This is a genomic window from Actinomadura sp. DC4 (assembly GCF_030406325.1).
Classification (GTDB): Bacteria; Actinomycetota; Actinomycetes; order Streptosporangiales; family Streptosporangiaceae; genus Actinoallomurus.
Map to the genome: position 1 here is coordinate 301,658 of NZ_JAUEQY010000004.1, position 19,182 is coordinate 320,839.

The following is a 19,182-nucleotide window of genomic DNA, read 5'->3' on the forward strand; positions in this document are numbered from 1 at the left end:
GGTGTCAGCCGGCGGTCGCCTCGACCGTCTCGGCGGGCCGCGGCTCGCCGGCCCGTACGTACTTCTTCATCACCAGGCACGACAGAGCGGCCACCACGACGACCACGATCGGCAGGGCCATGGTCGGCTTCATCGCGGTGACGAAACCGTGGTCGAACACCGCCTTGCCCGCCTTGGCGATCTGGGCGGCGGCGGACTCCGGCAGGTTCCCCGGCACGTTGCGGGGAGCGCCGCTCTGCCCGGCGCCGACCTCGATGCCGCTCTTGCCGGCGTTCTTGAAGCCCGCGATGAACGGCGCACGGGCCTGGGCCGGGAGCGCCCCGGACCGTACGGTCGCCTCGTGCCGGAGGGAGCTCGCGAGCTGATTCTGCAGGATGGCGCCCATCGCGGCGCTGCCGACGACCGAGCCGATCTGGCGGATCGTGTTGTAGACGCCGGAGGCGGCCCCGGCCATCCGCGGCTCGATGCCGCGCATCGCCTCCGTGGCCATCGGCGCGAACACGCAGCCGACGCCGACGCCGGCCACGATGAGGGCCGGCCAGAAGGCGGGCCAGTCGGTCGTCGGCTCGGCGATCAGGACGATCCAGGCCATGCCGATCGCGTACAGCGTCAGGCCGCCCATCAGGATGAACTTGCCGCCGATCCGGTCGGAGAGCCGGCCCGCGACCGGGGCGACGAACATCGAGATCACCGACATCGGCGCCATCACCAGACCGGCCTTGAGCGCGCTGTATCCAAGGACCGACTGCAGGTAGATGGTCAGCGGCAGGAACATGCCGATCATGCCGACCGAGACGGCGGCGGCGATGAAGTTGAGGATCGTGTAGTTGCGGTCGCGGAAGAGGGAGAAGGGCACGAGCGGCTCGTTGCCCTGCTGGGTGCGCTGCTGGAACAGGAAGATCACGAGGAGGACGATCGACGCGGCGCCCAGGGCCCAGATCCAGGCGTTCCACTCGTACCGCTGGCCCTCGGTGAGCGCGAAGCTGAGGCAGAACAGCGCGGCGGTGGCGATGAGCACCCCGCCCAGGTCGAGCCGGTGCTGCCGCTCCTGCTTCACGGACGGGATGACGGTGACAGCCGCGACGAGGACGATCACGCCGATCGGCAGGTTGACGAAGAAGATCCATCGCCAGTCGAAGGTGCTGACGAGGAAGCCGCCGAGCGTCGGCCCGGCGATCGTGGCCACGCCGGCGACCGCGCCCCAGATGCCGAGCGCCGTTCCGCGCCGCTGCGGCGGGAACGTCGCCACGATGATCGCCATGGTCTGCGGCATCAGCATCGCCGCGCCCAGGCCCTGGACGCACCGCGCCGCGATGAGCTCGGCGGCGTTCTGTGAGATGCCGCACAACAGGCTCGCGACCGTGAAGGCGGCGACGCCGAAGATGAAGATGTTGCGCTGGCCGCGTACGTCACCGAGGCGGCCGGCGGTGATGAGGAGCACGGCGAGGATGAGCACATAGGCGTTGATCACCCAGAGGATCTCGTCCAGCGACGCGTGCAGTTGGTCGATCATGCTGGGCATCGCGATGTTGACGATGGTCAGATCCAGCAGGGTCATGAAGAACCCGAGGCTGAGCGTGAGCAGGATCGCCCACTGATTGCCGTGCCACTTTCTCATTGCTTCTCCCCGTCTCCGCCGTAAGGCGGCCGCCAGTCGAGCCGGCGGTCTTTGATGTCCTCGCTCAGCGCTCGCACGAAATCCAGCTCCGAACGCAGGCGGGAGTTCAGGAATTCCACCTCGATGACCTGCACCCGCGGGAGTCCCTGCTTGATCAGGCTCTCCACGACCGTGTCGTGCGCGGCCAGCTTCGCCTCCAGGGCGACGGTGCGCCGGTCGAGCAGCGACGCGGCCTCCGCCGGGGGCAGCATCGCGACGAAGGACAGCGCCATGCCGAAGCAGGGGTACTCCTGGATCGGGCGCATCAGGAACTCCCGGAGCCGCGAGAGCGCCTCGTCCCGGCCGGTCTCGGTGATCGCGTAGACGGTGCGTTCGGGCCGTCGCCCCTCGCGGCTGGTCTCCACCGGCTCGATCAGTCCCTGCTCGGTGAGCCGGGCGACCGCGTGGTAGAGCGATCCGTGGGTGACCTTCACGACCTCGTCGATGGCGAACTCGCGGATCCGCTGCTGCATTTCGTACGGGTGCATCTGCTCGTCGGAGAGCAGGCGCAGCACCGCCATCTGCAGCGGGGTGAGTGGTCGTGACATAGGCGGTGTTCTCTAGTCGGTGCTCAATAGTCCACGTGGACTATAAGCCTCCGGGCCGGACACTCGCAATCCGATTGATCGCGCGGCCGAAGAAGGCCCGGACCGGTGGGGTCCGGGCCTTCCGCGTGCTTTTCTCAGAGCTCGGCGAGGACCGCCTCGAGGTGGTCGACCGCGTCGTCGAGGTCGGACTTGTCGATCACGAGCGGCGGCGCGAGCCGGAGCGTCGTCTCGTGGGTCTCCTTGGCGAGCACGCCGCGGTCCATCAGCTTCTCGCTGACCGGCCGCGCCTTGCCGTTGAGCTCGACCCCGGCCCACAGGCCGCGCCCGCGCACCTCGCGGACCTTCTCGGCCGGCAGCGCGCCGAGACGTGCGTGCAGATGGGCGCCGAGCGTACGGGACCGTTCCTGGAACTCCCCGGTCTTGAGGATCGCGATGACCTCACGCGCGATCGCGCACGCTAGCGGGTTGCCGCCGAACGTCGAGCCGTGCTGGCCCGGCTTGAAGACGCCGAGGACCTCCTGGTCCGCGACGACGGCGGAGATCGGCATGATGCCGCCGCCGAGCGCCTTGCCCAGGATGTAGACGTCCGGGACGACGTTCTCGTGCTCGACCGCGAACGTCGTGCCCGTACGGCCGAGCCCGGACTGGATCTCGTCGGCGAGCATCAGCGCGCCCGCCTCGGTGCAGATCTCGCGCACGGCCGTGAGGAACCCGCTCGGGGGCACGTTGACGCCCGCCTCGCCCTGGATCGGCTCGACCAGCACGCCCACCGTGTTCGCGTCCACGGCCGCGCGCAGCGCCTCCACGTCGCCGTACGGGACGGTGCGGAAGCCCGGCGTGAACGGCCCGTAGGAGTTACGGGCGTCCGGGTCGGTGGAGAAGCTGACGATCGTCGTCGTACGGCCGTGGAAGTTGCCCTCGAAGGTGACGATGTTCGCCTCGTCGGCGGGCACGCCCTTGACCTCGTAACCCCACTTGCGCGCGGTCTTGAGCGCCGTCTCGACGGCCTCGGCGCCGCTGTTCATCGGCAGGACCATGTCCTTGCCGGCGAGGTCGGCCAGCTCGGCGACGAACGGCCCGAACTGGTCGTGGTCGAACGCCCGGCTGACCAGGGTGACCCGGTCGAGCTGGCGCCTCGCCGCCTCGATCAGCCGCGGGTTCCGGTGCCCGAAGTTGACCGCGGAGTAGGCGGCGAGCATGTCGAGGTAACGGCGGCCTTCGACGTCGGTCACCCAGGCGCCTTCGGCCTCGGCGATGACGATCGGCAACGGATGGTAGTTGTGGGCACTGTGCAGCTCCGACAACGCGCGGAGATCGTTTGTGTTCAACGGCGGCTCCTTCGTCGACTCGCGGGGTCTCCGCGAGTGTCCGTTCATCCAGGTTAGAGGGTATTTACGGCCTGAGTTCAAGGGTGCAGCACTTGGGGCCGCCGCCCGCCTTGCGAAGCTCGGTCATCTCGACCGGCATGACGTCGTAGCCACGCTCCGTGAGCCTGTCCCGAAGATCCGTCGCGTCGTGCGGGATGACCACGTGGCGCCCGTCGCTGACCGCGTTGAGGCCGAAGGCGAGCGCGTCCCGCTCGGTGGCCTCGATCAGCTCGGGGAACAGCGTCTTGAGTTTGAGGAGCCCGTCCTCGTCGAAGGCGCCCGGATAGTAGGCCGCGGTGAAGGAGTCGATCACGCACAGCGCGGTGTCGAGGTGGTAGAAGCGCGGGTCGACCAGCGCGACGCTGACCACGGGCAGGCCGAAGGCGTCGTGGAGCTCGTTGTGGGCTCTCGGGTCGGTACGGAACCCGTGCCCGGCCACGATCGCCCGGTAGGCGTAGACATAGTCGCCCTCGCCCTCGTTGACGTGGGTCGGGGCCGTGTAACGGCGGTAGCCGTGGTCCTCGAACCAGTCGCGGTGGGCGTCGGTCTCCCGCGCGCGCTCGGGGTGCCGGAAGCGGGCGCCCATCACCATGCCGCCCACCACGGTCGCGCCGTTGGCGGCGAAGACCATGTCGGGCAGGTCGGCTCTCGGCTCCAGCAGGTGGACGGTGTGGCCGAGTGCGACGTACGTCGCGCGCAGCCGCTCCCACTCGGCCATGGCGCGGTCGCGGTCCACCGGCGTGGCCGGGTCCATCCACGTGTTGATCGCGTATGCGACGTCGAAATGGGTCGGCGGGCACATGAGGTAGGTGCGTGCCGGCCGGCCTGACGCGATGCCCGCGGTGTCGCGGGCAAGGGTCTGCATCGTCATTGACTCTCCTGGCAATGCGTCGTGCCTGTTGGGGTTCGTTGAGGCACCACGTGAAGCGTAGAGTCGGCACAGGCGGCGAACCAATGATGTTTTTGGACGCGAGAGGGGCTAATCGTTGCGTCTTGACGATCTGGATCGGCGAATCGTTGCGTGCCTCCTCGAAGACGCCCGTTTGTCGTTCTCGCAGATCGGCGGGCAGATCGGGCTTTCGGCCCCGGCGGTCAAACGGCGCGTCGACCGCATGCGCCAGGACGGCGTGATCACCGGGTACGCGGCCGTGGTCGACCCGGCGGCGCTGGGGTGGACCACGGAGGCGTTCGTGGAGCTGTTCTGCACCGGCCGTACGTCTCCGGACGAGATCTACGCGAGCATCCGGCGGCATCCGGAGGTCGTGGCCGCGTACACCGTGACGGGGGAGGCCAACGCCCTGGTCCACCTGCGGGCGCACGACATCAAGGGCCTGGAGGAGGCGCTGGAGCGGCTGCGCAACGAACCGAACATCGTGCAGACGAAGACCTCGATCGTCTTGTCCCGGCTCCTGGGCCGCCCGACCGACGGCCCGGACGCCTGACTAGAGTTTCGGCGTGAACTTCGCGACGGCTGACCTAGTGGACGAATTCGGCGGCGAACTGGTCGGATGCTCGACGCAGTTCCGCTCGTACGGGGGGCGTGAGCGTTTCTGCGGCCGGGTGGAGACGGTGCGGTGCCACGGGGACAACGCCCTCCTGCGGAGCGTGCTGGCGACGCCCGGCTCGGGCCGCGTCCTGGTCGTGGACGGCTCGGGCTCGCTGCGTACGGCGCTGATGGGCGACATGATCGCGGCCTCGGCGGTCGAGCAGGGCTGGTCGGGCGTGGTGATCAACGGCGCGGTGCGCGACGTGGCGGCGCTGCGGACCTTGGACCTCGGGGTCAAGGCGCTGGGCTCGAACCCGCGCCGGAGCGCCAAGGAGGGCGCCGGCGAGACGGGCGTGCCGGTGTCCTTCGGCGAGGCGGAGATCCGGCCGGGCATGTGGCTCTACAGCGACGAGGACGGCATCGTCCTCGCCGCCCGCGATCTTCTCTAGGTCCCGCGCGGGTTCTAGCCCGGCCGTGACTCGGTCTGCACCTCGCCGACGGCCAGGGTGGTGTTGGTGGTCATCGCCATGGTCGGGTCCGCGAATGTGCCCTGCGCGGCGTCGCAGTCACCGGCGCACGTCCAGTAGACGCTCCAGGTGACGGTGACCGAGATCGCGTACTTTCCGTCCGGCTGGCCGGCCGAGGAGCGCTTGTAGGTGTAGCCGCAGCCGTTTCCGGTGGCGCTGCCGGCGGTCCCGCACACGACCGTGCCCTCGCCCATGTTCCACGTGACGTCCTTCGGGGTGGCGACGGCGGTCACGACCTGGCCGGGCACTGTCGCCGCGGCCGTCTCGCGGGCGAAGTCCCCTGGAGCCACCCAGAGCCCCGTCCTCAGGTCGACGTAGGTCTTCCCGTCAGGCGAGGTGTGGACGTGCGGAGCGGGCAGCGCGAGCTGGTTCTCGGCGTTGTAGGCGACGTCGATCGTCGGGACCCGCTGAACCGGCGCGGCGGCGGCGCCGGCGCCGATCGCGTTGCAGTTGACGGCTCCGGGGCACGGCATGGGCGCGGCCTTGCCGCCGCCCCCACCACCACCCCCGCCGCCGCCCTTGGGCGCCGGGCGGCCGGGGATCGTCCGGCCGGTGGCCGCGCACACGTGGCCGGTAGGGCCGCAGGCCGAGGCGGATGTCGCGTCGAGTGCCAGGATCGCGCCGCCGGCGAGGACCACGGTCACGATGGCCGAAGAGAACCTGGTCAGCATTTTCCGCCCTCTGTCGCTTCGGAGATCTTCCAGATGCCGCTGGAGTAGCGCATGGTCGCCTGGTATTCGGAGTCGCCGCCGCGCCAGGTGCCCATGCGCCTGCCGGTCTTGGCGTCGAACTTGTACGAGCCGAGGGTTTTCAGGCAGTCGAGGATGACGACGGTCGCGCCGTCGGTCGACTTGCCCTGGACGTGCGGGTTGATGGCGTTGTGAAAGCGCCAGATCAGCCCGTCGGCGCGGACGGAGGCGATGTCCTTGGCCACTGTCGCCAGGAGCGGATCCATGGCGACCGGGTTGAGCACGCTCGCGTCGTTGGTGCGGTAGGCCTTCTCGTAGGCGAGCTGATAGGCGCGATAGGCGGCGAGCGCCGATTGCGGCGCCTTGGGCGCGGGGGTGCCGACGCCCGGGTTGCCGTCGACGGCGTCCACGCCGCCGGCCGAGGAGCCCGGGGGACCGGCTGACGAGCCGTCGGCCGGGGCCCTGCCGCTGGGGTGGAAGCCGCCACCCTCGGTGCGGCCGCCGCAGGCCGCCAGCAAGCCCATCAGCAGGAACGTGCCGACGCACTTACGGAATCGCATGGTCAATTCTCGCTGGCATCGGGGCAAAATTACCTGTTGAGCTTACTGAGACCGTAGGGGTAAGAAAAGACCTTTGGCAGAACCCGGAAAACGGTCCAAACCTATTTCGTATTAGAGGCGTCCGACGAGAGCGACCAGGTCAAGCCCGAGGATCATGTCGAGCATGATCATTGTTTCGAACCGGGCGCCGGGGGGAACATCGGCGTCCTCGGCGAGCCGGGAAAGCACGGGAAAGACGGCCGGGGTGTTCAGATCGTCGTCCAGGGCCTCGACGGCCTCTTTGACATAGTCCCGCCGCACCGGCCGGCCCGGCGCCTCCGCCCATCCGGCCGCCTGCCGGCGCAGCGCGGTCAGCGACGCGTCGGCCTCGGCAAGATCCTGTTCGCCGAGGCGCACGTCGGACCGGTAGTGCCGGCGCAGGAGCGCGAGCCGTACGGCCAGCGGGTCGATCCCGTCGGTCTCGGCCATCTCGAAGCGGCCGACCGTCTCTCCGACGTGCACGTCGGCCTCGCCGTCGGAGAGCTCGGCGGGCCGTACGTTGAGGGCCTCGGCACCCTCGACGGGCGTCCAGACGCCGATCGCGCGGAGCCGGTGGTGCCCGACGACCCGGCGGATCAGGTCGGCGACGAGCAGCGGCCGCAGCTCACCGGAGCACGAGATGCGCACGACACCGGCGCGCGTCGTGGGGATCTCCTCGACGCTCCGGGTCTTTCCGTCGTACAGCCTCAACACACCATGACCCTACCCAGACCGTTCAGCGTACGGCGGCGAAGCGGAGCCTTACATAGTCGGCCATCCAGCCCGACTCCCGGCGCAGGGCGGGGGCGGCGAGCTCGTTGACCTTGTCCAGGACCGGCCCGGCGACCTCGGGGAGCAGCTCGGCGATCAGCTCCGGCGCGTACAGGCGGACCCAGTCGGCGGCACCGTCGGGACACTCGGCGAGACGCGTCGGCCGGTCGAAGAACTCCATGAGCCGTACGGTGAAGCCCGCCTCCTCCAGCCGCGCGGCGTACTGGCCGGGGGTGGGGAAGTACCAGGGCAACTCGGGCTTGGGCAGGCCGAAGACGCGCCAGGCGGTCTGGACGGCCGTGATCAGGTCGGCGCAGTTGCCCGCGCCGCCCATCTCCGCGACGAACCGCCCTCCGGGCCGCAGTGCCTCCCGTACGCGGGAGATCACCGCGGAGGGGTCGCGCGTCATCCAGTGCAGGGCGGAGTTGGACACGACGGCGTCGTACTGGTCGCCGGTGGTGAAGTCGTGCGCGTCCCCGACGGCGAAGGACAGGTTCGGGTGCTCCGAGCGCGCGGTGTTCACCATCTCGACAGAGCCGTCGATCCCGAGCACGTCCGCGCCGCGCGCGGCGATCTCCACGGTCATCCCACCGGTGCCACAGCCGAGATCGATGATGCGCTCGTCCGGTTTGGGATCGAGCAGATCGATCAGCGGCGCACCGTGCGCGGACACGTAGCCGAACGCTGTGTCGTACGTCGCCACGGCCCATTGCATGGCGGAAACATATCCGACAAAGCCAGTAGGTGCCGTTACGTCTCGCATCGTGGATCGCCGAAAGTGACTCCTGTCACTGGTGTTTCGCCTGGTGGATCTTGGTCGGTGTGGGCCGCGCGACGTTATCCACAGCCTGCGCACGCGACCTTTCGCGCCCCACCCCCACCACGTCAGGCTGTCGTCAACACCGTCCCCCGGGAAGGCCTTCAGATGATCGACATCTCCGTGCCGGAGACCGTCACGACGCCCTTCGTCGTCGCCACCGCGCAGCCCCCGCACGACCCCGCTCAAGTGGCACGCGCCCGGACACGCCACCCGTTAGCCGCCGACCTCCTCCGCACGCCGCTGGTCCGCGTCCGCACGCTGCCGGCCGGCGAGTCGGGCTACGCCGACCTGATCGAGGGCGCGGCGTGGGCGCGGCCGGAGGACCGCCGCCTGCTGCCCAAGCTCACCCACCACGTCGTCGTCATGGGCCACATCCCGCCGGTCTCCCAGCCCGACCACGGCCAGGCGACCCGGGCGATCGCCCGGGTGGTCGCCGAGGCGTGCGAGGGCGTGGTCTACGACGCCTGGTCGCACCAGGTGCTGCCGCACGACTTCCGCTACGGCGCGGAGCACCCGGAGTTCTGCCTGGCCGACGAGTGGCTGGCCACCTTCATCTCCGGAGGAGACTCGACGGGCGGCCTGCACCTGACGACCGCGGGCCTGCATCGCTTCGCCCTGCCCGAGTTGGAGGCGCGAAAGGTCCCGCTCGGCAACGTCTTCGCCGCGGTGACGCTGCTGCGGTGCCTGGCGGTCACGCTCCTGCACGAGCACTGGGACTGGCTCGCCTGCAACCCGGGCGCCCGGTCGCGCCGGCTCCAGCGGCACGCGTGGGTCGAGGGCCGCGACGTCTGGCGCTACTGGGCGGCCGAGCCCCGAGAAACGTCCGGCGGGCGGGTGCGGGTCCGCCTCGTGCGCTCGCCCCAGGACGGCCCGCAGACGCTTCCGTACGTCGCCGTCGGCCCGCCGGCCGACTTCGCCGCCCCGGTCCGCGAATGGTGGAACGACGTCGTCGATCTCGCCATGCCCTACGTCCCGGAGGCCCCGCGGCGGACGGCCGCCTGAGCCGGCTCATCGATCTTTGAGGAGAGGGTCATGTCCCATCTCGTGCTGTCCGTCCCGGAGACGGTGACCTCGCACTACGTGATCGCCACCAACGATCCACTCGACGACCCGCGCGCGGCCGTGCCGTGGCGGGTGGCCGAGGAGTTCCGCCCCGCCGCCGTGGAGGCGCTGAAGACGCCGAGGCTGGGCGTCTTCACGATCGCCGCCGACGAGGCGACGTGGCGCCTGGACGGCCTGCTGGCCTCCGACGACGACCGCCGTCGCGTCCGGGAGTCCTCACACCAGATCCTGGTCGTCCACCGCGCCCCGACGGCGGCCCAGCCCCGGGGCGAGCAGACCGCCCGCGCGGTGGCCCGAGCCATCGCCGACGCCTGCGCCGGCACCCTGATCGACCCGCAGGCCCGCCAGGTCGTCCTGCGCGACGGCCTGGCCCGGCTGGAGCGCGGCTGGTTCCGGATGGGCGACCAGTGGTTCGGAACGCGGTACGAGTTCGAGGGCGGCACCGCCCGCCCACGCCACGACGGCGACCTGCGGGCGATGGAGACGTGCTCGTGCCTCCGCCTGACCTTGCTGGGCCTGCGCCGCTTCGGCCTGCCGGACCTGGTGATCGACCAGGTCGCCTGCGCCCACGACCTGGCCGCCCTCAACCTGCTGCGCTCCCTGGCCTGCCGCCTGCTCACCGACCAGTGGCAGTGGGCCCGCCACCACCCGGGCAAGGCGACCCGCCCGGTCCACGACCACCCGAAAATCGACCCGGAGGACTTCTGGAACTTCTGGGCCGCCACCCCGTTCGTCGACAGCCACCCGATAACGACCCGCCTGATCCCGATCTCCCGCACAACGCTGAAGGTCGCCCCACCGTCCGACTACCCGGGCACCCGAGCCACCTGGGCCCGCGAGGTCCTGGTCCCCTCGATGCCCCCACTGGTCGGCTGCCCGGCCGACGAAGACTCCCCACACCTCCACCCCGCCGAAAGCGAGGCCTGACCAAGCCCAACCGGAGCCCGCGCGGGGGAGCCCGGACTCCCGCGCCCAGCCGGAACCCGTGCCGGGGAAGCCCGGACAGCCCGGGCTCGGGCCGGGGAGAGAACGAGAGGGGCCGCTTAGGGAGGTGCGACAGCCCTGCTGGGGCAGCCGCGGCCGCCCGGGGTCCGGCCCGGGCGGGGAGAACGAGAGGGAGACGCTTAGGGAGGTGTGAGCCCTGCTGGAGGCCTGACCGCGCGGGTCCAGTCCGGACCTGGCCCGGAGGAGAGAACGAGAGCGGCCGTCTGAGGAGATGCGACAACGCACCGCCGCTGGACCACGTGGGGCGCTCCGGCCGCCCGGCAGACGCGCGTTGGTTTACGGGCGCTGCTGACCGGTCTGTGGACGCGGGCCGGTTTCCGGACGCGGGCGGGTTTGTGGACGCGGGCCGGTTTCCGGACGCCGGGCCGGCCTGCGGCGTAGGCCGGTTTCCGGGCGCCGTGTCAGGCGCATGACGCTCCTCCCGCCGCCGGGCCAGCTCCTCCACCGCGCTCGGTAGCGGTTGGAGGTCGGTGTATGCGGCACGCCGCCCCGCTGGTCTGGTCTGGTCTGGTCTGGTCTGGTCTGCGGACGCGGGGCGGGTTTCCGGGTGGGAGCTGGTCTGCGACGCGGGGCGGGTTTCCGGGCGGGCGCTGGCCCGCGGACGCCGGGTCGCTCTCCGGACGTCGACCAGTCCGCGGACACCGGGTCGGTCGGCGGCCTCCGGACGTAGATGCCGCCCCACCGTCCCACCACCGCGCCTGCCGGGCTGACCGCGCCTGAGGGGGCGGTGGGAAGAGCCGGCGAGCCTGCAGCCGGCCTTCCGCGAGGCTGAGGCGGCGAGGGCTGCCCCAGCGCTGCCGATGTCCCGGGGCCTCGCAGAGGACACACGCGCGCCCCGGGCCTGGCCGAGGGGAGACCGAGAGGAGACGCCTGGGGAGACGCGACAACACGCCACCGCTGGACCACGTGACCGGTCTGGTCGGTCTGCGGCGGCCGGGCTTGTCCTGAGGGTGGTATGCGCCGGTCAGTGCTGCGTCTGTCGGCCGTGAGCCGCCTGAGCGATGCTTCGCGGGCCATTCCGGCGCCCTCGTTGATGGCGCCTTCCCGGTGCGATGCGCGCGTTCCCGCGATCGTTGGAGCCCGCTCAGGAGGCGATTGGCCGGGTGCGTTCTAGAATTCGGTTCACCCACCTTCCCCGTCCGCAGGGAGCAGAAGTGTCGTTCACCGAGATCGAGTACTCCGTCGCCGACCGGATCGCCACGATCACGCTCGACCGTCCGGAACGGCTCAACGCGTTCACGCTCGTTATGCGCGGGGAGCTCATCGAGGCGTTCGACCGCGCCGACGCCGATGACGAGGTTCGGGCCGTCGTCGTCACCGGTCGGGGGCGGGCGTTCTGTGCCGGTGCCGATCTGGAGCGCGGGGCCGGGACGTTCGACCATGAGGCTTCCAAGCACGTGCTCGGCGATCGGGAGGTCTTCGAGGACGGTTCGCCCCGGGACGGGGGAGGTACGGTCGCGCTGCGGATCGCGCGGTCGCTCAAACCGGTCATCGGGGCGATCAACGGTCCCGCGGTCGGTGTCGGGATCACGATGACGCTGCCCATGGACGTCCGGCTGGCCGCCGACAGCGCGCGCTTCGGGTTCGTGTTCGCGCGGCGGGGGATCGTCACCGAGGCGGCCTCGAGCTGGTTCCTGCCTCGGCTGGTCGGCATCTCCCAGGCGATGGAATGGGCCGCGACCGGCCGGGTCTTCAACGCCGACGAGGCACTGCGCGGTCGTCTCGTATCCCGCCTCTATCCGGCGGAGGCCCTCCTAGACGCGGCATACGAACTCGCGGGCGAGATCGCGGCCAACACCTCCTCTGTGGCGGTCGCGGCGATCCGCCGCCTCATGTGGTCGGGGCTCGGCTCGCCCACGCCCTGGGACGCTCACCGGGCCGACTCGGCTCTGATGCGGATCCTCGGCGCGGCCCCGGACGCCGCCGAAGGAGTCACGGCTTTTCTGGAGAAGCGCCCAGCCGGCTTCCCGATGAAGATGAGCCAAGATCTTCCCGCCGAAGTACCCCTCTGGCCGGAAGACCAGGGCGGGATCATCTAACCTGCCCGGTGCCGTATCGGGCTCGGCCGTCACGCCCCTCGACGCCACCCAGGCCGGCCAAACGGCCTGTGGCCCACCCCATGGCCCTCGACGCCGCGGCGACGACACCGAAGTCGTACCCGCCAGGCGACAAGGCCCGGGCGCCGGCGAGCCTGCGGGGTTCTGCCGCACGCTCGGTCGAGGGTCCGCGGCGTACCGGCCTCGGCCGTCAGACACCCGGGCTTGGCAGACCGGGCCGACCCGACGGTGAGGCCATGTCTGCCCACCAGGGCGAAGAAGGCCCGTCAGCCCCGGATAGAGGGCTTCGGTCAGGTGTTCAGGCGCCCGAGTCGGGGGAGGATCTCCGGCGCGGTGGTGGGGGAGGTACGACCTTGCCCGCGACCAGGTCGGCTTCGGCGACCGCCACCACGGAGTCGTCCCGGCGACGTACCTTTAGCACCCCATCAGCCCATGCCTGTAGGTTTCCGACAACATCGCTGTACGCTCCGTTAGGCAGCCGTCGGCGGAGCGACACGCGTCGCCCGACGTCGGAGGGGGATACGGCTACGACGTACCGAGCGGAAAATTGCGGTGCGATGTGACGCCCCCCATGTCGAAACGTGTGACTGATAACGGCAATACTAGGCAAGGAACCGCTGCGAGCCGTGGCGACGGCCACAGACGTTGAGGAGTACGACGTGACCTACGTCATCGCGCAGCCTTGCGTGGACGTGCTCGACAAGGCATGCATCGAAGAGTGCCCCGTCGACTGCATCTACGAGGGCAAGCGCATGCTCTACATTCATCCGGACGAGTGCGTCGACTGTGGCGCATGTGAGCCGGTGTGCCCGGTCGAGGCGATCTTCTATGAAGATGACACGCCCGATCAGTGGAAGGACTTCTACAAGGCCAACGTGGAGTTCTTCGACGAACTGGGCTCACCGGGCGGGGCGTCCAAGGTCGGCAAGATCGACAAGGACCACCCGGTCGTGTCGGTGCTGCCGCCTCAGGGCGACGAGGCCTGAGGACCGGATGAACGAGCGCGCCGTCTGTCTCTCGTAGGCGGGCGGCGCGCGTCAGCTGGGAGACGCATGATCAAGACGTTGCCGGACTTCCCGTGGGACCTGCTGGCCCCGTACAAGACACAGGCACAGCACCACCCGGACGGCATCGTCGATCTGTCGATCGGCACGCCGGTCGACCCCACGCCCCAGCTCGTACGCAGGGCGCTGGCCGATGCCGCCGACGCGCCCGGCTATCCCGCGACGTACGGCACTCCCGAGGTCCGTGACGCCGCCGCCGGCTGGCTGAGCAGGCGACTCGGGGTCGTGGCCGATCCGGCGGCCGTCCTTCCGGTGATCGGCACCAAAGAGCTCGTCGCGTGGCTGCCGACGCTGCTCGGCGCCGGGCCCGGCGACACCGTCGCCATCCCCGGCCTCGCCTACCCGACGTACGACGTCGGCGCGCGTATCGCCGGTGCGACCTCCCAGGCCGTCGACGGCCTGCTGACGCTCGGCCCGCAGACGCCGAAGATCGTTTGGATCAACTCGCCGTCCAACCCGACCGGTCAGGTGCTGCCCGCCGAGCACCTGCGCAAGGTCGTCGACTGGGCTCGTGAGCGCGGCGTGATCCTCATCAGCGACGAGTGCTACGCCGAACTCGGCTGGGAGGCCCAGCCCGTCTCCGTACTCCACCCGGACGTGTGCGGCGAAGATCACACCGGTCTTCTCGCCGTGCATTCGCTGTCCAAGCGGTCGAACCTCGCCGGCTACCGCGCCGGTTTCGTCGCCGGGGACCCACGGCTGGTCAAAGAGCTGCTCGAGGTCCGCAAGCACGCCGGGATGATCGTGCCCGCGCCGATCCAGGCCGCGATGGCGGCGGCGCTCGGCGACGACGAGCACGTCGAGGAGCAGCGGGCCCGCTACGCTCGCCGCCGCGACGCCCTGCGCACCGCCTTCGAGGCCTGCGGTTTCCGCGTCGACCACTCCGAGGGCGGCCTCTACCTCTGGCTGACCCGCGACGAGCCGTGCTGGGACACCGTTAAGACCCTGGCCGAACTGGGCATCCTCGTAGCACCGGGGGAGTTCTACGGCACACGCGGCGCGCAGCACGTACGCGCGGCGTTCACCGCGACGGACGAACGGGTCGCCGCCGCCGCGGCGCGCCTCATGGCCTGACCGGCCGATCCGGCCGTACGCGGACTGTGCGGCTCCGCCGCCATGGTGTTACATGGAACCGAATAAGGTTCTACTTACACCCGTCCGAGGAGCCAGGCGATGCAGCGCGAGATCTTCAGCGAGGAACACGAGGCCTTCCGCGACACCGTGCGGTCCTTCATCGCCAAGGAGGTCGCGCCGTTCCACGAGCAGTGGGAGAAGGACGGTGTCGTCTCCCGCGACGTGTGGCTGGCCGCGGGGCGGCAGGGGCTGCTCGGCATCGACATCGACGAGGAGTACGGCGGCGGCGGGGAGACCGACTACCGCTACTACGTCGTCATGAACGAGGAACTCGCCCGCGCGGGCGTCCACGGCCCGGGCTTCGCGGTGCACAACGACATCAACGGCGGATACCTCGGCCGCCTCGCCACCGACGAGCAGAAGCGCCGCTGGCTGCCCGGCTACTGCTCCGGTGAGATCATCACGGCCATCGCGATGACCGAGCCGTCCGCAGGCTCCGACCTGCAGGGCATCAAGACCACCGCGGTCAAGGACGGCGACGACTACGTCCTCAACGGGCAGAAGACGTTCATCACCAACGGCATCCTGTCCGACCTCGTCATCGTCGTCGCCAAGACCGACCCGGAGGCCGGCCACAAGGGCATCAGCCTGCTGGTCGTCGAGCGCGGGATGATCGGCTTCGAGCGCGGCCGCAACCTGGACAAGATCGGCCTGCACGCGCAGGACACCGCCGAACTCTACTTCGACAACGTACGGGTCCCCAAGGAGAACCTCCTCGGTGAGGAGGGCGAGGGCTTCATCTACCTCATGCAGAACCTCCCGCGCGAGCGCGTGACCATCGGCGTCACCTCCCTGGCCGGCGCGGAGAAGGCGTTCGAGGAGACCGTGGAGTACTGCCGCAACCGCGAGGCGTTCGGCCGGGCGATCGGGCGGTTCCAGCACAACCGGTTCACCCTCGCGGAGATGAAGACCGAGCTCACGATCGCCCGGTCGTTCACGGACCGCTGCGTGTCGGAGCACGTCGAGAACCGCCTCGGCACCGAGGAGGCCTCGATGCTCAAGTGGTGGAACACCGAGCTGTGCAACCGCGTCATCGACCGCTGCCTGCAACTTCACGGCGGGTACGGCTACATGACGGAGTACCCGATCGCCAAGGCCTACCTCGACGCCCGCATCCAGACGATCTTCGGCGGTACGACCGAGATCATGAAGGAGATCATCGGCCGGAGCCTCGACGTCTGAGGCTCGTACGGCCGCTTGGTCGATCGACGTCAGAATCCGTACGGCGTCGTTTCCGGTGCTCTTCGGGCACCATGTCTCCGAATGGCTTGGCAGGGGTGTATCCGCTGGCCACGGCATCGGCGTACGGCATCGTGCGGTGGCGTGCCGGGTGGGCGCGTTTAGGGATGCATCCCCAGGGCATCGGGGGTCTCGACGTGAGATACAGAGCTGAGATGGCCGAGAGAAACGCGCCCGCCGGGTGCGGAGGCCGTGATGCGGGCGGTGCTTCTCCTACCCCGACGAAGTGGCCGCCCGATAGCAGGACGGAAACGACGATCGTCCGGAAAAGGAGCCATTGATGACCGCCAACGGAAACGACCTGCCACGGGACGCGGCCGCGCAGGCGCGTGAGGACGTCGCGAGCGGCACCGAGACGCTGTCGGGCAAGGCCGACGACGTCAAGGAGCGCGCGAAGGCCAAGGCGGCCCAGACCAAGGAGGCCGTGGCCGGGCAGACCGACCAGGCCGTGAAGGCCGCGCAGGACAAGGTCACGCAGGCCAAGGACAAGGTCACCGACCTGGCCTCCCGCGCGCGGGAGAGCGACGCGTCCGCCGCCGCCTCGAACCCGGCGGTCCGGACCGGGGCCGCCGCCACCGGGGTGGCCGCCGTCCTCGTCGCATGGATGCTCCGCCGCCGGGCCCGCCGGAACTCCAACCCCTGGCACGCCGCCGCGCGTACGGCCAAGTCCCAGATCAAGAGCACCCGCCGTCAGGCGAAGTCGGGCCTGAAGTCGGCGCGTAAGCAGTCGCGTGCCCAGGCCGCGGCCCAGATCGCCGCGGCGAAGGCCAAGGCGAGCAAGGCCAGGTCCAAGGCGAAGTCCTGGGGCTGATCGGCCTCCGTGACGCCACGGAACGACCCCAGCGAACGAGAACAGGCCCGTCCCGCCGACTCGGCGAGACGGGCCTCGTCCGTGCCGGCCCGCCCCGACCGGAGGACAGCGCCTCCACGGGCGACCGGCCCTGCTGTTAGGGCCCGGCTCTCCACGGCGGACGCCGATCGCACACGGACGGGGTCAGGCGGGGAGGAAGTCGTCCAGGGCGGCGGTGACCAGGTCGGGCGTCTCCAGGCTCTGCATGTGCGGGGCGCCGGGAAGCTCCCGGTAACGCGCGCCCGGGATGCGGGTGGCGATCTCGGACATGATCGCCGGCGTGGTCGAGGCGTCCTGGTCGCCGGCGAGGACGAGTACCGGCAGGTCCAGCCGGGCGAGGCCGTCCTGCACGTCGAAATTGCGGAACGCCCGCCACGCTCCGGACCAGTCCGCCGTATCCCCCCGCAGCACGCACTCGCGGGCGTAGCGGACTCCCCAGCCGTTCGAAGCCAGTGCCGCCGGCGTGAACCAGCGGGTCAGTGACGGCACCACCTGGGCGGCCATGCCCTCCTCCTCGGCGGCCACGGCCCGGCCCTCGAACCCGTCGGACGGACGGTCCGTCGTCGCCAGCAGTGACAGCGAGGCGAACCGCTCCGGGGCGCCGACCGCCGCGGCCTGCGCGATGCCGCCGCCGTACGACAGGCCCACCACGTGCGCCTGTTCCAGGCCGAGCGCGTCGAGTACGCCCAGCAGGTCGGCGCCGGTGTCGGTCATCGCCGCGGGGACGGGCGCGCCGGCCGCCGAGCCGTGGCCGCGGACGTCGTACGCGAACACACGTCGTCCCGCCGCCAGGCCCGGCAGGACCAGGTCCCACATCCGCCGGTCGAGGCCGAGGGCGTGGATCAGGACCACGGCGGGCCCGCTGTCGCCGTACCCCGCGACAGTCGTCGAGTGGTCACGGAGGTCGACCCGCTGCGTGGCGGCCGGCCTCGGCACGCCCGCGCCGGCGAGCACCTCGTCGACCACCGTCAGGGCGTTGAGCGCCCGGGGGAAACCCGCGTACCCCGCGACGTGCTCGCACAGGGCCCGCAGCTCCGACGGCGCGACGCCCGCCCGCAGCGCGGCCTTCGCGTGCACGGTCAGCTGGGGTTCGGCGCCGCCGAGGGCGGACAGCATGGCGACCGTGGCGACCTCGCGCGTCGCGCGGGCGAGGTCGCTCTCGGCGAGTGTTCCGCCGAAGCCTCCCTCGACCACGGCGTCGTACATCCCCGGCGAACGCAGGCGTACCTCGCGCAGGGCCTCTTCGGGCGGCGAGCCGATCAGCGCCTCGAACTCGCGCCGGCCACGTTCATGACGGTCCATGCCGTTTTCCCTCCAGAAAGCGATGCCGGACCGGGCGTCCCGGAGGAGAGGACGAGGGAGCGGCGCCCCAGAGCGCGCCTCCGGAGCTCCGCTCCAAGATCATTATCTGCGGCTCGTCTCCGGGGTGTCAACGCGCGTTGGCCCGCGCCCCGGTACGTCAGCGGACCGTGATGTGGTCCGCGGGAGCCTTCTTGTCCTTGGTCCAGCCGCTGTGCCCGTCACTGACCCGCCAGTGCCGCCCGGCGTAACGCACCTCGTGCAGGCCGTACGGCTGCGCGTGCGCGACGAGCCAGGCCGCCATCGTCCAGCCGGCGCGGGTGCTGGGCGCGGTCAGGTCGCCTGCGTCGGTGCGCTTGAGCGTCGTACGGAGCTCGGCCAGCGCCCCGCGCGGGTCTGAGTGCTTCTTGCGCTTGTTCGGCGGATACCAGCAGCGTACGGAGGCGACCGTACGGCCCGTGAACGCCTCGGCGAGCGTCTTGGCGTCCTGTTCGTGCTGGGCGTACGCACTGCCGTCCGCGCTGTGCTGGACCTTCTGCGCGGCCTCGTGCACCGGCAGGCCGGTGTAGTCCTTCACCTTGACGAGCGCGCCGAAGAATCGGGTGGTGGCGTACACCGGGTCCTTGAGCTTCTCGGCCGAGCCCCAGCCCTGCGAGGGCCGCTGCTGGAACAGGCCGACCGAGTCGCGGTCGCCGCTCTCCAGGTTGCGCAGGTGCGACTCCTGCAGCGCGGTGGCGTACGCGATGACCGTGGCGCGTTCGGGCAGCTTGCGGCGGAGCGCGACCGCGGCGATGGTCGAGGCGTTGGCGGCCTGGTCGAGGTCGAGCGGCATCACGTCGGTGCCCGAGCGCGCCTCGCAGCTGGTGCCGTGGAGGTAGGGACGGAAATGGAGATAGAGCGCGACGGCGCCACCCGCGATGACCAGCGCGGTGACCAACGCGACCGCGGCGAGCCGCAGCCGCCCTCCATCCTTACGACTCACGCGAACGACCGTACCGGCTCGGCGCGTCCGATGCGCAGCCGCCGAGG

At 70.5% G+C, this 19,182-nt stretch carries 19 protein-coding genes; 9 read left to right on the plus strand and 10 right to left on the minus strand.

The window, feature by feature from the left end:
- Positions 1-4 precede the first annotated feature (4 nt).
- The 4 genes from QWU11_RS08695 to ddaH form a co-directional block, all read right to left on the minus strand.
- A complete protein-coding gene (locus QWU11_RS08695; RefSeq protein WP_290104537.1) occupies positions 5-1,618 on the minus strand; it encodes a DHA2 family efflux MFS transporter permease subunit in 1,614 nt (537 codons plus the stop codon).
- A complete protein-coding gene (locus QWU11_RS08700; RefSeq protein ID WP_290104538.1) occupies positions 1,615-2,205 on the minus strand; it encodes a PadR family transcriptional regulator in 591 nt (196 codons plus the stop codon). The genes QWU11_RS08695 and QWU11_RS08700 overlap by 4 nt, the downstream gene beginning before the upstream one ends.
- Positions 2,206-2,339: 134 nt before the next feature.
- The gene (rocD, locus tag QWU11_RS08705; protein ID WP_290104539.1) at positions 2,340-3,581 is read right to left on the minus strand and encodes an ornithine--oxo-acid transaminase; all 1,242 of its coding nucleotides are present in this window, start codon (positions 3,579-3,581) and stop codon (positions 2,340-2,342) included.
- 16 nt (positions 3,582-3,597) lie between these two features.
- On the minus strand, positions 3,598-4,443 hold the full coding sequence (gene ddaH, locus QWU11_RS08710; RefSeq protein ID WP_290104540.1) for a dimethylargininase: 846 nt from the start codon (positions 4,441-4,443) through the stop codon (positions 3,598-3,600).
- Between the two features lie 115 nt (positions 4,444-4,558).
- Between ddaH and QWU11_RS08715 the strand changes: the two genes are divergently transcribed.
- Both QWU11_RS08715 and rraA read left to right on the plus strand, forming a co-directional pair.
- Positions 4,559-5,014: an Lrp/AsnC family transcriptional regulator gene (locus QWU11_RS08715; RefSeq protein ID WP_290104541.1), complete on the plus strand. Its 456-nt coding sequence runs from the start codon at positions 4,559-4,561 to the stop codon at positions 5,012-5,014.
- A 13-nt stretch (positions 5,015-5,027) separates the two neighbouring features.
- Positions 5,028-5,507, plus strand: a complete 480-nt coding sequence (gene rraA, locus QWU11_RS08720; RefSeq protein ID WP_290104542.1) for a ribonuclease E activity regulator RraA — start codon at positions 5,028-5,030, stop codon at positions 5,505-5,507.
- Between the two features lie 14 nt (positions 5,508-5,521).
- On the opposite strand, the gene QWU11_RS08725 is transcribed toward rraA, so the two are convergent.
- The 4 genes from QWU11_RS08725 to QWU11_RS08740 all read right to left on the minus strand — a co-directional run bounded on the left by QWU11_RS08725 (position 5,522) and on the right by QWU11_RS08740 (position 8,338).
- Positions 5,522-6,256 carry a hypothetical protein gene (locus tag QWU11_RS08725; RefSeq protein WP_290104543.1) on the minus strand — a complete coding sequence of 245 codons (735 nt, stop codon included), beginning with the start codon at positions 6,254-6,256 and terminating at the stop codon, positions 5,522-5,524.
- Positions 6,250-6,834, minus strand: a complete 585-nt coding sequence (locus QWU11_RS08730; RefSeq protein ID WP_290104544.1) for a hypothetical protein — start codon at positions 6,832-6,834, stop codon at positions 6,250-6,252. Before QWU11_RS08730 ends, QWU11_RS08725 begins: the two co-directional genes overlap by 7 nt.
- 111 nt (positions 6,835-6,945) lie before the next feature.
- Positions 6,946-7,566, minus strand: coding sequence for a hypothetical protein (locus QWU11_RS08735; protein ID WP_290104545.1), 621 nt, complete (start codon positions 7,564-7,566; stop codon positions 6,946-6,948).
- A gap of 22 nt (positions 7,567-7,588) precedes the next feature.
- Positions 7,589-8,338 carry a class I SAM-dependent methyltransferase gene (locus QWU11_RS08740; RefSeq protein ID WP_290104546.1) on the minus strand — a complete coding sequence of 250 codons (750 nt, stop codon included), beginning with the start codon at positions 8,336-8,338 and terminating at the stop codon, positions 7,589-7,591.
- Between the two features lie 210 nt (positions 8,339-8,548).
- On the opposite strand from QWU11_RS08740, the gene QWU11_RS08745 reads away from it, so the two are divergent.
- From QWU11_RS08745 to QWU11_RS08780, 7 genes are all read left to right on the plus strand, one after another.
- Positions 8,549-9,445, plus strand: a complete 897-nt coding sequence (locus QWU11_RS08745; RefSeq protein ID WP_290104547.1) for a hypothetical protein — start codon at positions 8,549-8,551, stop codon at positions 9,443-9,445.
- A 30-nt stretch (positions 9,446-9,475) separates the two neighbouring features.
- On the plus strand, positions 9,476-10,432 hold the full coding sequence (locus QWU11_RS08750; protein ID WP_290104548.1) for a hypothetical protein: 957 nt from the start codon (positions 9,476-9,478) through the stop codon (positions 10,430-10,432).
- Positions 10,433-11,664: 1,232 nt separating this feature from the next.
- Complete coding sequence (locus QWU11_RS08755) at positions 11,665-12,549, plus strand: enoyl-CoA hydratase-related protein (protein ID WP_290104549.1); 885 nt, start codon at positions 11,665-11,667, stop codon at positions 12,547-12,549.
- 677 nt (positions 12,550-13,226) lie between these two features.
- Positions 13,227-13,553: a ferredoxin gene (fdxA, locus tag QWU11_RS08765; RefSeq protein ID WP_290104550.1), complete on the plus strand. Its 327-nt coding sequence runs from the start codon at positions 13,227-13,229 to the stop codon at positions 13,551-13,553.
- A 69-nt stretch (positions 13,554-13,622) separates the two neighbouring features.
- Complete coding sequence (gene dapC, locus QWU11_RS08770) at positions 13,623-14,705, plus strand: succinyldiaminopimelate transaminase (RefSeq protein WP_290104691.1); 1,083 nt, start codon at positions 13,623-13,625, stop codon at positions 14,703-14,705.
- Positions 14,706-14,804: 99 nt separating this feature from the next.
- A complete protein-coding gene (locus QWU11_RS08775) occupies positions 14,805-15,947 on the plus strand; it encodes an acyl-CoA dehydrogenase family protein (RefSeq protein ID WP_290104551.1) in 1,143 nt (380 codons plus the stop codon).
- Between the two features lie 337 nt (positions 15,948-16,284).
- Positions 16,285-16,815, plus strand: coding sequence for a hypothetical protein (locus tag QWU11_RS08780; RefSeq protein ID WP_290104552.1), 531 nt, complete (start codon positions 16,285-16,287; stop codon positions 16,813-16,815).
- Positions 16,816-16,998: 183 nt separating this feature from the next.
- On the opposite strand, the gene QWU11_RS08785 is transcribed toward QWU11_RS08780, so the two are convergent.
- A complete protein-coding gene (locus tag QWU11_RS08785) occupies positions 16,999-18,156 on the minus strand; it encodes an alpha/beta fold hydrolase (RefSeq protein ID WP_290104553.1) in 1,158 nt (385 codons plus the stop codon).
- 157 nt (positions 18,157-18,313) lie between these two features.
- Positions 18,314-19,135 carry a hypothetical protein gene (locus QWU11_RS08790; protein ID WP_290104554.1) on the minus strand — a complete coding sequence of 274 codons (822 nt, stop codon included), beginning with the start codon at positions 19,133-19,135 and terminating at the stop codon, positions 18,314-18,316.
- Positions 19,136-19,182 lie beyond the last annotated feature (47 nt).